Annotated in this window: 11 protein-coding genes and 1 rRNA gene; 1 reads left to right on the forward strand and 11 read right to left on the reverse strand. The window is 69.3% G+C overall.

Annotation, left to right across the window (positions count from 1 at the left end; all coding sequences use genetic code 11):
- Positions 1 to 82: ribosomal RNA gene (locus ABD357_RS18210) — 16S ribosomal RNA — on the reverse strand; the annotation flags it as partial.
- A 608-nt stretch (positions 83 to 690) separates the two neighbouring features.
- Positions 691 to 1,698, reverse strand: a complete 1,008-nt coding sequence (locus ABD357_RS18215) for a stage II sporulation protein M (RefSeq protein ID WP_344391334.1) — start codon at positions 1,696 to 1,698, stop codon at positions 691 to 693.
- 117 nt (positions 1,699 to 1,815) lie between these two features.
- Between ABD357_RS18215 and ABD357_RS18220 the strand changes: the two genes are divergently transcribed.
- Positions 1,816 to 2,829, forward strand: a complete 1,014-nt coding sequence (locus tag ABD357_RS18220; RefSeq protein ID WP_344391335.1) for an RDD family protein — start codon at positions 1,816 to 1,818, stop codon at positions 2,827 to 2,829.
- Between the two features lie 21 nt (positions 2,830 to 2,850).
- Here the strand turns inward: ABD357_RS18220 and ABD357_RS18225 are convergent, their stop codons facing one another.
- From ABD357_RS18225 to ABD357_RS18265, 9 genes are all read right to left on the reverse strand, one after another.
- Positions 2,851 to 3,465: a hypothetical protein gene (locus tag ABD357_RS18225; protein WP_344391336.1), complete on the reverse strand. Its 615-nt coding sequence runs from the start codon at positions 3,463 to 3,465 to the stop codon at positions 2,851 to 2,853.
- Positions 3,466 to 3,561: 96 nt separating this feature from the next.
- Positions 3,562 to 5,019, reverse strand: coding sequence for an adenosylhomocysteinase (gene ahcY, locus ABD357_RS18230; protein ID WP_344391337.1), 1,458 nt, complete (start codon positions 5,017 to 5,019; stop codon positions 3,562 to 3,564).
- 464 nt (positions 5,020 to 5,483) lie between these two features.
- The gene (locus ABD357_RS18235) at positions 5,484 to 6,461 is read right to left on the reverse strand and encodes a cation diffusion facilitator family transporter (protein ID WP_344391338.1); all 978 of its coding nucleotides are present in this window, start codon (positions 6,459 to 6,461) and stop codon (positions 5,484 to 5,486) included.
- 143 nt (positions 6,462 to 6,604) lie between these two features.
- The gene (gene manA, locus ABD357_RS18240) at positions 6,605 to 7,762 is read right to left on the reverse strand and encodes a mannose-6-phosphate isomerase, class I (RefSeq protein ID WP_344391340.1); all 1,158 of its coding nucleotides are present in this window, start codon (positions 7,760 to 7,762) and stop codon (positions 6,605 to 6,607) included.
- A 180-nt stretch (positions 7,763 to 7,942) separates the two neighbouring features.
- The gene (locus ABD357_RS18245) at positions 7,943 to 9,070 is read right to left on the reverse strand and encodes an SIS domain-containing protein (protein WP_344391341.1); all 1,128 of its coding nucleotides are present in this window, start codon (positions 9,068 to 9,070) and stop codon (positions 7,943 to 7,945) included.
- A 39-nt stretch (positions 9,071 to 9,109) separates the two neighbouring features.
- Entirely contained in the window at positions 9,110 to 9,280 is a 171-nt protein-coding gene (locus tag ABD357_RS18250; RefSeq protein ID WP_344391342.1) for a Trm112 family protein, read from the reverse strand.
- Between the two features lie 272 nt (positions 9,281 to 9,552).
- Complete coding sequence (locus ABD357_RS18255) at positions 9,553 to 10,917, reverse strand: phosphomannomutase/phosphoglucomutase (RefSeq protein WP_344391343.1); 1,365 nt, start codon at positions 10,915 to 10,917, stop codon at positions 9,553 to 9,555.
- Positions 10,918 to 11,020: 103 nt separating this feature from the next.
- On the reverse strand, positions 11,021 to 12,637 hold the full coding sequence (locus ABD357_RS18260; RefSeq protein WP_344391344.1) for an L-lactate permease: 1,617 nt from the start codon (positions 12,635 to 12,637) through the stop codon (positions 11,021 to 11,023).
- A gap of 175 nt (positions 12,638 to 12,812) precedes the next feature.
- A complete protein-coding gene (locus ABD357_RS18265) occupies positions 12,813 to 13,184 on the reverse strand; it encodes a DUF3499 domain-containing protein (protein ID WP_328771132.1) in 372 nt (123 codons plus the stop codon).
- Between the last annotated feature and the right edge of the window lie 343 nt (positions 13,185 to 13,527).

Raw genomic sequence — 13,527 nt, forward strand, 5'->3', positions numbered from 1 at the left:
CCGAAGTGGTTCATCGTTCGACTTGCATGTGTTAAGCACGCCGCCAGCGTTCGTCCTGAGCCAGGATCAAACTCTCCGTGAATGTATTCCCGGCTGCGTCTAATTAAAGACTGCGGGACGACACCACGAGAGCGGAACAGCCAGGCGGAATAAGCCCGGCCGTTCACAGCGTCCTCGCTGTGTATTCTTCAAAGGAACCTCGTTCCCGACCGAAACAGATCCGATCGGAGACGGGGTATCAACATATCTGGCGTTGATTTTTGGCACGCTGTTGAGTTCTCAAGGAACGGACGCTTCCTTTGTACTCACCCTCGCAGGCTTTCCTCCGGGCTTCCCTTCGGTTTTTCCAACCTTACCAGAACTGTTTTCCGTTTCCGTTTCCGGCTCGGAATTCGCTTCGGTGGCCAGCTGGAGGGCCTTGCCTATTCAGTAGCCTTGCGGCTCCCTTTCGGCGGGTCCGACTTTATCAGAAGTTTTCGACCGGACTTACCGGCCACTCGTTCCTGAATAATCGGGAGGGCTTCTGCGGGAGTGGATCCCGAGAAGCGGATAGATAGACGATCACTGTTGCCATCGAAGCTGTCCAGCTCCTCCGCGCAACTGTGTAAATCTACCTCCCCCCAGGTCCCGTGTCAACGGCTCCCGTGGGGCGAGGTACGAGGTTAACACCTCGGCCGGAGTGCCTGCACATCAGGCGGCGGTCGGTACGGAGGCGCTGCGCTCCGTCTCCTCGACGTCGCCCGTGGCGCCGGCTCGCGCCGCGCGACCGCCCAGAACGTAGACGTACGCAAGGAAGGCCAGTTCGGCGGCGATGCCGATGGTGATGCGGGCCCAGGTCGGGAGGCCGGACGGGGTGACGAAGCCTTCGATGGCGCCGGAGACGAAGAGGACCAGGGCGAGGCCTATCGCCATGCCCAGGGCGGCGCGGCCCTCTTCGGCGAGGGCCGCACGACGGGAGCGGGGGCCTGGGTCGATCAGGGTCCAGCCGAGACGTAGCCCCGTACCGGCGGCCACGAATACGGCGGTCAGTTCCAGGAGGCCGTGCGGCAGGACGAGGCCCAGGAAGGTGTCCAGGCGGCCCGCCGAGGACATCAGGCCGATACCCACGCCCAGGTTGAGCATGTTCTGGAAGAGGATCCAGATGACCGGCAGGCACAAGAAGGCACCCAGAACGAGGCACATGGCCGCCGCTTGGGCGTTGTTCGTCCATACCTGGGCCGCGAAGGATGCCGCGGGGTTGCTCGAGTAGTACGTCTCGTACTGGCCGCCGGGGCGGGTGAGCTCTCGTAGCTCGCTGGGGGCCGCGATCGAGGACTGGACCTCGGGGTGGGTGCCGATCCACCACCCCAGGATGGCCGCGACCGCGGTGGAGACGAGCGCTGTGGGGACCCACCAGTGGCGTGAGCGGTAGACCGCGGCGGGGAAACCGTACGCAAGGAAGTGGGTGACGTCGCGCCAGGAGGCTCGACGTGTGCCTGTTACGGCGCTACGCGCGCGTGCCACGAGTTGGCTGAGGCGGCCGGTGAGTTGGGGGTCCGGGGCGCTTGACTGGATCAGGGAGAGATGGGTCGCCGTGCGTTGGTACAGGGCGACGAGTTCGTCGGCATCCGCGCCCGTGAGGCGGCGCTGGCGGTGCAGTAGTGCGTCGAGCCGGTCCCACTCGGCGCGGTGGGCGGACACGAAGACGTCGAGGTCCATCGGGTTGGCTGCTCCTCGGCTGCTCGTCGTGTGGTCAGCTTGTCGCACTGCGGCGCGATGTGCCCTCAGCTTGGCAGACTGGCTGTTCTCAGGGCAGTTCGGGGAAGGACGGCGGGCGTGAGTGAGCTTGTGACGGGCGAGGCGGTGGCACTGGAGCTGCGCCCCGCGAAGCTGCCGAGCCGGGCGCTGGCCGTGCTGATCGACCTGGTGGCGGCGATGGCCGCGTATGTCGCTGTGACGGTGGCCCTTGTGGTCTCCACGGCCGGTCTCGACGAGGCAGCGCAGACTGCGGTGTCCATCGCCGCGTTCCTCCTTGTACTGGTGGGCGGGCCGATCGCGGTGGAGACGCTCAGTCATGGGCGTTCGCTCGGGAAGCTGGCGTGCGGGCTGCGGGTGGTGCGGGACGACGGTGGGCCGATCCGATTCCGGCATGCGCTGGTGCGTGGGGCGGTCGGTGTGGTCGAAATCCTGATGACGCTCGGGATCGTCGCGTGCATCGCGTCGCTCGTGTCGGCACGGGGGCGGCGGCTCGGTGATGTGTTCGCGGGGACCCTGGTCGTGCGGGAGCGGATTCCTGCCGGGCGTACGCCTTTCGTTCCCCCGCCGCCGCCTTGGCTGGCGGGGCGGTTTTCCGGGCTTGATCTGTCCGCGGTCCCCGATGGGCTGTGGCTTGCGGTTCGGCAGTATCTGACGCGGATGCAGCAGTTGGATCCGCAGGTCGGTGGGGCGATGGCGGAGCGGCTCGCGGCCGACGTCGCGGAGCGCACCGGGGCTCCGGCGCCGCAGGGAGTGCCACCGGCGGCGTATCTGGCGGCCGTGATGCACGAGCGGCAGGCACGGGAGGCCCGGCGGGCGTTTGGCAGCGAAGCGTCCTCCGGCGAGGGGCCCGTCGGGGGCAACGGCGGCGGGGCTGGGCCGGCCGGCCGAGCCACCACCCCCATGCCGCCCGCCGATTCTGCTTCCTACCCTGCGGTGCAGCCGCCGAACTCCGCCTATCCCCCAAGCGCGGGCCCGGCGGTTCCCCCCTCGGGCTCTGGGGCGACACCGACGGCAGAGCAGGGGGCCCCGGCCGCAGCTCCGCAGGATGCCGGGAGCGAGCGCCCCGCCACCGGGTTCGTACCGCCCGCGTGACCCTGGACGCCCTGTGAGCGGTCAGCTGAACGTCGACGGCGGGGACTCGAGATCCTCGAGTTCGACGCCGGGTGCGGAGAGCACGACGTCGCCGGAGAGGTGGACGGTGTGCTGCTCGCCCGTGTCCAGGGCTGTGACCTGGTATTCGTCCACCGTCAGGGGGTCGTTGTCAGTGGCGTGTGCTTCTCTTTTGATCAAGGCCCAGGACTGGTCGACGGTGCGCGGGGCCAGGACCGGGTCGGTGAAGGCGACGAGGCGTACGCGAGTGGCGGAGGAATCGGGGGTGAGGCGCAGCAGACGTGCGGTGGCGATGAGGAATGCGGGGGATGTGCCGGTGAAGGCGTGGGCTCGGACATTGCCTTCGGTGGCGTGAGTTCCCGTCGGGTCGGTGCGGACCCAGGTGACGCCGTCGAGGGCGGCGCCTCGGACCTGCCAACTCGCGGCGTGGAGTTCGAGACGGATGGGGCGGCCGAGGTCGTCGAGGGCGAGGTCGACGGAACCGGCGGGGTCGCCGGAGGGGGTGGTCACTTGGGAGACGTAGCGCCAGCCGGAGGGGCCGGGCGCACAGTGGAAGTTCTCTTCAGCGAGGGGGGTGTGGTCGTGCGGATCGTGGAGCGAATATCGGCCGCGGGGCATGGGTTGGGTCCTCATCGGGGACAGGCCCCCACCATGACGGCGAGGGCCTGCTGACATCCGTGAGCCGAGCGGTGGTACCGCTGCTCGGCAGGGTGCTCAGTAGCGGTAGTGGTCCGGCTTGTACGGGCCCTCGACCTCGACACCGATGTAGGAGGCCTGCTCGGGGCGGAGCGTGGTGAGCTTCACGCCGAGTGCGTCGAGGTGGAGGCGGGCGACCTTCTCGTCGAGGTGCTTGGGGAGCACGTAGACGTCGGTCGGGTACTCGGACTGCTTGGTGAACAGCTCGATCTGGGCCAGGGTCTGGTCCGCGAACGAGTTGGACATCACGAACGACGGGTGGCCGGTCGCGTTGCCCAGGTTCAGCAGGCGGCCCTCGGAGAGGACGATGATCACCTTGCCGTCGGGGAACTTCCAGGTGTGGACCTGCGGCTTGACCTCGTCCTTGACGATGCCCGGGAGCTGCGCGAGGCCGGCCATGTCGATCTCGTTGTCGAAGTGGCCGATGTTGCCGACGATCGCCTGGTGCTTCATCTTGGCCATGTCCGAGGCCATGATGATGTCCTTGTTGCCGGTCGTGGTGACGAAGATGTCGGCCTTGTCGACGACCTCGTCCAGGGTCGTGACCTGGTAACCGTCCATCGCGGCCTGGAGGGCGCAGATCGGGTCGATCTCGGTGATGATCACGCGGGCGCCCTGTCCGCGCAGGGACTCCGCGCAGCCCTTGCCCACGTCGCCGTAGCCGAAGACAACCGCGGTCTTGCCGCCGATCAGGGTGTCGGTGGCGCGGTTGATGCCGTCGATCAGGGAGTGGCGGCAGCCGTACTTGTTGTCGAACTTCGACTTGGTGACGGCGTCGTTGACGTTGATCGCCGGGAACAGGAGGGTGCCCTCACGCTGCATCTCGTACAGGCGGTGGACGCCGGTCGTGGTCTCCTCAGTGACGCCGCGGATCTCCGAGGCGAGCTGGGTCCACTTCTGCGAGCCGTTGGAGATCGTCCGGTTGAGGAGTTCCAGGATGACGCGGTGCTCGTCGTTCTCGGCGGTGTCGACGGACGGGACCTTGCCGTCCTTCTCGTACTCGACGCCCTTGTGGACGAGGAGGGTGGCGTCACCACCGTCGTCCAGGATCATGTTCGGGCCGCCGGTGGGCGTGTTCGGCCAGGTCAGAGCCTGCTCCGTGCACCACCAGTACTCCTCCAGTGTCTCGCCCTTCCAGGCGAAGACCGGGATGCCCTTGGGGTTGTCGGGCGTGCCGTTCGGGCCGACCGCGATGGCAGCGGCGGCGTGGTCCTGCGTGGAGAAGATGTTGCAGGAGGCCCAGCGGACCTCGGCGCCCAGGGCGGCCAGGGTCTCGATGAGCACGGCGGTCTGCACGGTCATGTGCAGGGAGCCGGTGATGCGGGCGCCCGCGAGGGGCTGCGCCTCGGCGTACTCATTGCGGATCGCCATCAGGCCGGGCATCTCGTGCTCGGCGAGGGTGATCTCCTTGCGGCCGAAGTCGGCCAGGGAGAGGTCGGCGACCTTGTAGTCCTGTCGGTTTTCGACAGTCGTCATGCGAGCTGCTCCTCGGATTGGGTCGAGGTGGGTACGGCTGATCTGCGCGGTGTCGAGCATACGAATGCCCGACGCCTGTGCGCAGCGCAGTCCGTCGGAGGCCCTCTCTCCCTCGGTCGGCCCGCACGGGGCCGCCCGACCGCCATCAGCAGCGACGTCTGGCTCAGTGTACGAACCTACACCGATCGGCCCAGCGGACCCCAGTCCGCCTCCGGCCAGACTGAGACACGGAGGCGGAGAACGGGGGCACGAAGGAGGTGGGTTGCAGGAGGGCTACGAGCCCAGGAACAGAGGGCAACTCACCTTCCTGCGCTCAAGGTTCGATCGGGGCCGAAAATGTCCGGCGGCGGATCGTCTGCCAGAACGCCGAAAGGCCCGCCGAACCGTTGGCGGTTCGGCGGGCCTGCGTGCGTGCGAAGCAGAGGGTGGGCTCCTCCTCGTACGGAAAACCCGTGCCGGAGAGATCAGTGCTCGGCCGGCTCGGCCGGGCCGCCCGGGGCGGCCTCGCGGTCTGAGCCCTTTGCTGCTTCGGCTTCGCTGTAGATGTCGGGCTCGAGGTAGATGACTCGGGCGATGGGGACGGCTTCGCGGATGCGGGACTCGGCGGCGTTGATGGCGGCGGCGATCTCGGTGGCCGTGTCGTCGTGCTGGACGGCGATCTTGGCGGCGATCAGAAGTTCCTCCGGGCCGAGGTGGAGCGTGCGCATGTGGATGATGCCGGTGACCGTGTCGCCGTCGACGATGGCCGCCTCGATCTTCTTGACCTCTTCCACGCCGGCGGCCTCACCGAGGAGGAGCGACTTGGTTTCGGCGGCCAGGACGAGCGCGATGAGGATGAGCAGGACGCCGATGCAGAGGGTGCCGATGCCGTCCCAGACTCCGTCGCCGGTGGCCAGCGCCAGGCTCACGCCGCCGAGTGCCAGGATCAGACCGACCAGCGCGCCCAGGTCCTCCAGGAGGACGACGGGCAGCTCGGGCGCCTTGGCGTGGCGTACGAACTCCTTCCAGGACTGCTTGCCGCGCAGGACGTTGGACTCGTTGATGGCCGTCCGGAAGGAGAAGGTCTCGGCGATGATCGCGAAGACGAGGACGCCCACCGGCCAGTACCAGTGGTCGATCTCGTGCGGGTGCTTGATCTTCTGGTAGCCCTCGTAGATCGCGAACATACCGCCGACCGAGAAGAGGACGATCGAGACGAGGAAGGCGTAGATGTAGCGCTCGCGGCCGTAGCCGAAGGGGTGTTGCGGGGTGGCCTCGCGCTGGGCCTTCTTGCCGCCGAGGAGCAGCAGTCCCTGGTTGCCGGAGTCGGCGAGTGAGTGCACGGACTCGGCGAGCATCGACGAGGAACCGCTGAAGATGAACGCCACGAACTTCGCTACCGCGATCGCGAGGTTGGCGAGCAGTGCCGCCACGATCGCTTTGGTGCCGCCTGACGCGCTCATGTGTTCCCGATGTCCCTTCGTCTGCAGTCCGGGGCATTCCGTCTGCCGACCCGGCTTTGCCCGCCCTTTGCGGTGGGCCATTGTTGCAGCCCGGTCCGACAGTGGTGCATCAGACCGTCGCCCTGGCCATCACCACGGCTGTCTCAGGCCACAACAGTGGCCCGGAAGACCGTGCCGGTGCCGGACACTCCGGCCTTTTCGCCCGCCGGTACGAACACGGACTGGCCAGGCGTGAGCGTGAGAGCGTGCTCGCCCGCCTGTACGGAGCCCGCGGTGCACAGGAGGATCTGCGGGGTGCGGAGGGTGAGTTCGTGTGCCGCGGTGCCCTGCGGTAGGACGTAGCGCGAGAGGCGGAACTCGTCGATCGGCGTCTCGTAGACCTCTTCGCCGTCGGGGGACGCCTCGGGGCGCAGTACGCCGGGATCGCTCGCCTCGAAGCGGACGATCCGCAGGAGTTCGGGGACGTCCACGTGCTTGGGGGTGAGGCCGCAGCGCAGGACGTTGTCGGAGTTGGCCATGATCTCGACGCCGAGGCCGTTCAGATACGCGTGCGGGACGCCGGCGCCGAGGAACAGGGCCTCGCCGGGCTGGAGCCGGACGTGGTTGAGCAGCATCGCGGCGATGACGCCCGGGTCGCCGGGGTAGTGGTGCGCGATTTCGGCGTACGGGGCGTGCGGGCCGCCGAGGCGTGTGCAGGCCGCGGTGGCTTCGGTGACCGTCGTGGCCATCTGCTCGGGGTCCGCGGACAGGACTGCCGTCAGCACCTCGCGCAGGGCAGCGTCCTCGGGGTGGGCGTGCAGCATGTCGACGTACGGCTTGAGGGAGTCGATCTCCAGGGCGGCGAGCAGGTCGCCGGCCTCGTCCGGAGCCCGGAATCCGCACAGGCCGTCGAACTCCGTGAGCGCGCAGATCAGTTCGGGCTTGTGGTTGGCGTCCTTGTAGTTGCGGTGCGGAGCGTCGATCGGGACGCCGCGGCGCTCCTCGCCCTCGTAACCCTCCTTGGCCTGGGCCAGGTCGGGGTGCACCTGGAGGGAGAGGGGGGCGCCGGCTGCGAGGATCTTGAGGAGGAACGGCAGGCGCGGGCCGAATTTGGCGACCGTCTCGGTACCCAGTTCGCGCTCGGGGGCCGCCTCGATGAGCTCGGTGAGGGGACCGCGGGCCGTGCGTGAGGGCGCGCCGGGGTGGGCGCCCATCCACATCTCGGCCTGCGGTTCGCCGGTCGGCTCGACACCGAGGAGCCGCGGGATGGCGGTGGTGGAGCCCCAGGCGTAGGGACGGATGGTGTTGTCGAGGCGATCCATGGGGTTCTCTCTGCGCTCTCTGTTCACGCGGTCACGTGTTCACGTATTCGCGGCGGTCGACCCGTTCACGGCAGTCACGGGCTCGGCCGGTTCGCGACTGTCACGGGCTCGGCCAGCTCACGACTGTCACGGGACTCGGCCAGTTCGCGGCAGTCACGGTGATCCGCCGCTGGGCAAGCATCAGGCCCCCGCGGTGAGCGCCAGGTAAACGGCCGCGAAATCCGTGATGGCGATCAGCTCCGCGAGGGTCTCCAGGTCGCTGCCGTCCTCCGGTTCGAGTTCGCTGATCGCGGTGTCGTGGCTGAGGGCGAGGTCTCGGGCGGCAGGAGCGGCCGTGCGGCCTCCAGCGGGGCGGTCGCGCAGCAGGACCACGCGCGCGTGGAGGGCTTGTGCCTCTTCGACGCGGTCGCGGAAGAAGTCGTCGGGGTCGGCGCCGGCTGCCAGCGCGCCCGAGAGCAGCACGCTGTGCGCGGCGAGCGCTTCGGGGAGTTCGGCGGTGAGCGCGGGGCGGCCCGCGAGTTCCGCCATCGCGGCGACGAAGCGGCGTCCCGCGGGGCCCGCGGACTGGCCCTCGGTCCAGATCACCGGGAGCGCCTCGGCGAGCTCGGCGGCGAGCGTCTTGGCGGGATTGCTGTACGTCGCGATTGCCGGACCGCAGCGTTCGGCGACGTGGTCGAGGCGGTCGGCGACCTTCTGCAGGACGTCGGGCGGGGCGGACAGCAGGCCGGTGCGGTCGAGCAGCACGAGCAGCGGGGTGAGCAGTGCCCACAGCGAACCGGGGGCCGAGGCGGCGGCCGGTGCCTGCGGCTCGTAGGGGGCGGTTGCCATCGGTACGGCAAGGCCGTGGGCGCCCGTGATCGCCTCGGTCAGCGGGGCCTGGGGCGGGCAGACCGCTACGACCGTGAGGCCGCGTCGGTAAGCCTGCTCGACGAGGATCGACAGGCCCGGTTCGCTGCCGTCGGGCGTGGCGATCAGGAGCAGGTCCACGGGGCCCGCCCAGCCGGGCAGCTCCCAGAGGAGGGCGCCCGCGGCGGGGGCCACGCCTCCGGGGGTGAGCCGGGTGACGGGGCAGGCGGCGCCGGCGAGGGAGCCGAGCAGGTCGGCGACGCCGATGGCGGCCAGGCCGGGGCCCGCGATCAGGATGGCCCTTGGGCGGCCGTCCGGCTTGAGCTCGGCGATTCCTGCCTCGGTGGCGTGCCGGACGGCGGTGCGTACGCGGGCGCCGGCTTCTGCGGCGCCGCGGAGCAGCTCGCGGCGGTCGGCGCGGGCGAGCGCCTCCTGGTCGTCGAGCAGTGATTCGTCGAGCATGTGGGGCAGCCTCCGGGCGCCGGTCACTGTCTTTGGGGTTTACGCGGGGCGGCGGGCCTCGTCGATCAGGAGGACCGGGATGCCGTCGCGGACCGGGTATGCCAGGGCGCAGTCCTGGGAGGTGCAGATCAGCTCGGTGTCCTCCTCCTTGAGGGGGGCGTGGCAGGCCGGGCAGGCGAGGATCTCCAGGAGGCCGGCTTCCAGCGGCATTTGGGGGTCCCTTCGGGGTGGAATGTGGGCGGATGGGGCCTGGTCAGAGTACCGCTGTGGGGGGCGGGGTGCTGGGGGGTGTCTCTTTCCCCAAGCCCGCCCCTTCCCGAGACTGGGGGCTCCGCCCCCAGACCCCTGTCATCGGCCTGGCGGCCTCGTCCTCAAGCTCCCCCAGCTACCGCTGGGGGTGCCCCCAGACTGAAAATCAGCCCGTCCGGCGCTTGAGGAGCTAGAGCCGGCCGAAGGCCGAGTCTCGGACCGCGGGCGCGCACTCAGCCTCTGATGATCGCCAGTGCTTCGTCCCGTACCTTCGTCATCGTTGCCTCGTCGCGGGCCTCTGTGTTCAGGCGGAGCAGGGGTTCGGTGTTGGAGGCGCGGACGTTGAACCACCAGTCGTCGGAGGAGACCGTCAGGCCGTCGAGTTCGTCGAGGGTGACGCCCTCACGCCCCTCGTACGCGGTCTTGATCGCGGCGAGGCGGGCCTTCTGGTCGTCAACCGTGGAGTTGATCTCTCCGGAGCCGGCGTAGCGGTCGTACTGGGCGACCAGGCCCGACAGCGGGCCCCCCTGGCCGCCGAGAGCCGCCAGGACGTGGAGGGCGGCGAGCATGCCCGTGTCGGCGTTCCAGAAGTCGGCGAAGTAGTAGTGCGCGGAGTGCTCGCCGCCGAAGATGGCGCCGGTTCTGGCCATCTCGGCCTTGATGAAGGAGTGGCCCACGCGCGTGCGTACCGGTGTGCCGCCGTTCTCCCGGACCACCTCCGGTACCGACCACGATGTGATCAGGTTGTGGATGACGGTGCCCTTGCCGCCGTGCTTGGCCAGCTCGCGGGAGGCGACCAGGGCGGTGATCGCGGACGGTGAGATCGGTCCGCCGTTCTCGTCGACCACGAAGCAGCGGTCGGCGTCGCCGTCGAAGGCGATGCCGAGGTCGGCGCCCTCTTCGCGTACGCGCTTCTGGAGGTCGACGATGTTCGCCGGGTCCAGCGGGTTGGCCTCGTGGTTCGGGAACGTGCCGTCCAGCTCGAAGTACATCGGAACGAGGGTGAGGGGCAGGCCGGCGAAGACCGTGGGGACCGTGTGGCCGCCCATGCCGTTGCCCGCGTCGACCACGACCTTCAGAGGGCGGAGGGAGGTCAGGTCGACGAGGGAGCGGAGGTGCGCCGCGTAGTCCTCCAACGTGTCGCGCTGCGTGATCGTTCCTGGCGTGGCCGCCGGCTCCGGGGCACTGGAGTCCGCCCAGCCCTCGACCAGTTCACGGATCTCGGCGAGGCCCGTGTCCTGGCCGACCGGGGCGGCGCCCGCCCGGCACATCTTGATGCCGTTGTACTGGGCGGGGTTGTGCGAGGCCGTGAACATCGCACCCGGCAGGTTCAGCGCCCCCGACGCGTAGTACAGCTGGTCCGTCGAGCACAGTCCGATCTCGGTCACGTCGACGCCGCGCGCCGTCGCCCCACGCGCGAAGGCCCGCGACAGGCCTGGCGACGAGGGCCGCATGTCGTGCCCGACCACGATCGCGCTCGCGCCGGTCACCTGCGCGAAGGCCGCGCCGAACAGCTCTGCCAGCGGCTCGTCCCACTGATCCGGGACCACCCCGCGTACGTCATACGCCTTCACGACCTGCGACAGATCAGCAGCCACGGCCAACCCTCCTGGATTCCTCATCGGTGCCCCAAACTACCCGCCCGGACCGACACTGGACCGGGCGGTCTCCGAGAGATCGCACCGGGACTTGCGCCAGGACTTACGGAAGCATCCACTCCAGTACGACGGAACTCTGCCCGACCACGATCAGGCACATGACCAGCAGCAGCCCGATGCTCCATGGCAGCACCTTGCGCAGCAGGTCCCCTTCGCGGCCCGCGAGGCCGACGGCCGCGCATGCGATGGTCAGGTTCTGCGGCGAGATCATCTTCCCCAGGACACCGCCCGAACTGTTGGCGGCTGCGAGGAGCTCCGGTGAGAGCCCGGACTCCCGTGCCGCGGTGACCTGCAGGGCCCCGAAGAGTGCGTTGGCTGAGGTGTCCGACCCGGAGACGGCGACACCGAACCACCCCAGAACCGGTGACAGGAAGGCGAGCCCCGCACCCGCCGCCGCCACGAAGTAGCCGATCGTGGCGGCCTGCCCCGAGAGGTTCATGACGTACGCGAGCGCCAGGACGGACGTCACGGTGAGGATCGCGAACCTCAACTCGTGGACGGTCGCCGCCCATTCCTTGACGGCCACGCGCGCGTGCACCCCGAGAACGACCGCCGTGCCCACCCCGGCGAGCAGCACGAGCGTGCCGCCGGTCGAGACGATCGGCCACGAGAAGACATTGCCGCCGACGGGCTCCCCGTCCGGGTTAGCGACGTTGAGGAAGGGCCAGTCGAAGGTGCGGGTCGCCTTCGCCAGAAAGTCCTTCAACGCGGGGATCTGGGCCACAGAGAAGATCGCGACGATCAGGACGTACGGCGCATAGGCCCGCACCACCTCGGGGCGCGGGTCCTCCTCGTCCAGGTCCTCACTGCGTACGCCGGTCAGGACAGCCACGCGTACGGGCTCGGCGGCGGGCCTGCGCGCCTGGGGCATCGCCACCAGGGCGCCCGCTCCGGCCAGGGCGGCGCCGATGTCGGCGAGTTGGGCGGAAACGTAGTTGGAGGCGGCGAACTGGGCCACGGCGAAGGCCACTCCGCACGCCATGGCGGGCACCCAGGTCTCGCGCAGTCCGCGCCGCCCGTCCACCAGACCGACGAGCACAAGCGGCACCACGAGGGCCAGCAGCGGCGTCTGGCGGCCCACCACGGAGGCCACCGAGTCCAGGGGCAGTCCGGTGACCTGGGCGAGCGTGACGACTGGCGTGCCCATCGCGCCGAAGGCGACGGGCGCGGTGTTGGCGACCAGCGCGACCACGGCCGCGCGGACGGGTTCAAAGCCGAGTGCGACCAGCATGACCGAGCAGATCGCGACGGGCGCACCGAAGCCCGCGAGGGCCTCCAGGAGTGCGCCGAAGCAGAAAGCGACGACGAGCGCCTGGATGCGCGGGTCGTCGGAGAGCCGCCCGAAGGAGCGGCGCAGGATGTCGAAGTGCCGGGTACGGACGGTCATCCGGTACACCCACAGGGCGTTGACGACGATCCACAGGATGGGGAAGAGGCCGAAGACGGCGCCCTGTGCGGCGCTGGAGACCGTCTGGCCGAGGGGCATGCCGTACGCGAAGCAGGCCACCAGGGCCGCCGCCGCGAGGCCGATGAGTCCCGCCAGGTGCGCCTTCATGCGGACGCCGCCCAGCAGGACCAGGACGAGGACGAGGGGCAGAGCCGCGACTAACGCGGACAGGCCGAGCGAGCCGGCCACGGGCTCCAGTTCCTGGACGTACACAGAACCTCCCCGGATTCCGCGATGCGGAAAGCGATTTCTCACGGGTGAGGGAATGGTCGTGTCCGCGACAAGTGCTCGTCAATGCCCGTACGGCATGCCTGTACAGGACAGCGTGAAAATGCGCACCCGCGCACCGAGTGAAGTTCCCGTCAGGGACGGGCGGTTGAAGGAGAGGTCAGGAGTCAGGCGAGCGCAGTACCCGCAGGTGGCCGCGGCGTGCGACCTCCATCGGGTCCGCACCGCGCGCTCCACCGGCCTGCGCCGCGCGCTCCTGGGGCCGGGCCGCCTCACGCACCGCGTTGGCGAGCGCCTCCAGGTCGTCGCCGCTGGGGCGGGAGGGAGCGGAGCCGTTTGCAAGCCTGACGACCTCCCAGCCGCGCGGGGCGGTGAGGCGCTCGGAGTGCTCGGCGCACAGGTCGTAGCAGTGGGGTTCGGCGTAGGTGGCGAGCGGGCCGAGGACGGCGGTCGAGTCGGCGTAGACGTACGTCAGCGTCGCGACGGCGGGGCGGCCGCAAGCGGTGCGCGAACAGCGACGTACAGGGCTCACGACGTTGGACGGTACCGCACTCTTGAGCGGGCCGCGACGGATCTTCCCCAGGTCACCCCACCGTGTCGTCCTGTGACACCGGCCACACGAAAATCCGCACGAGTCCGGCTGACCTGCGCGTACACGCCGTGCCGAAATACCGGACAGCCTGGATCCGATCACCACTTGGTGCAAATCATGTCAACTGCCGCGAGTTCGACGGTTCGTAGAGATACGGAAACGAGCCCAAGCTTGGCTGGAATGGTCATCAAGCGACATGTCCCGCGACTGCCGCGCGCGTGTGGCGGGACCTGTCCATGGAGGTCGGGCAGCCCGCCCGGAGACGGTCGGGCAGCAGCGTGGA

This window comes from Streptomyces vastus, from assembly GCF_039532825.1.
GTDB lineage: Bacteria > Actinomycetota > Actinomycetes > Streptomycetales > Streptomycetaceae > Streptomyces > Streptomyces vastus.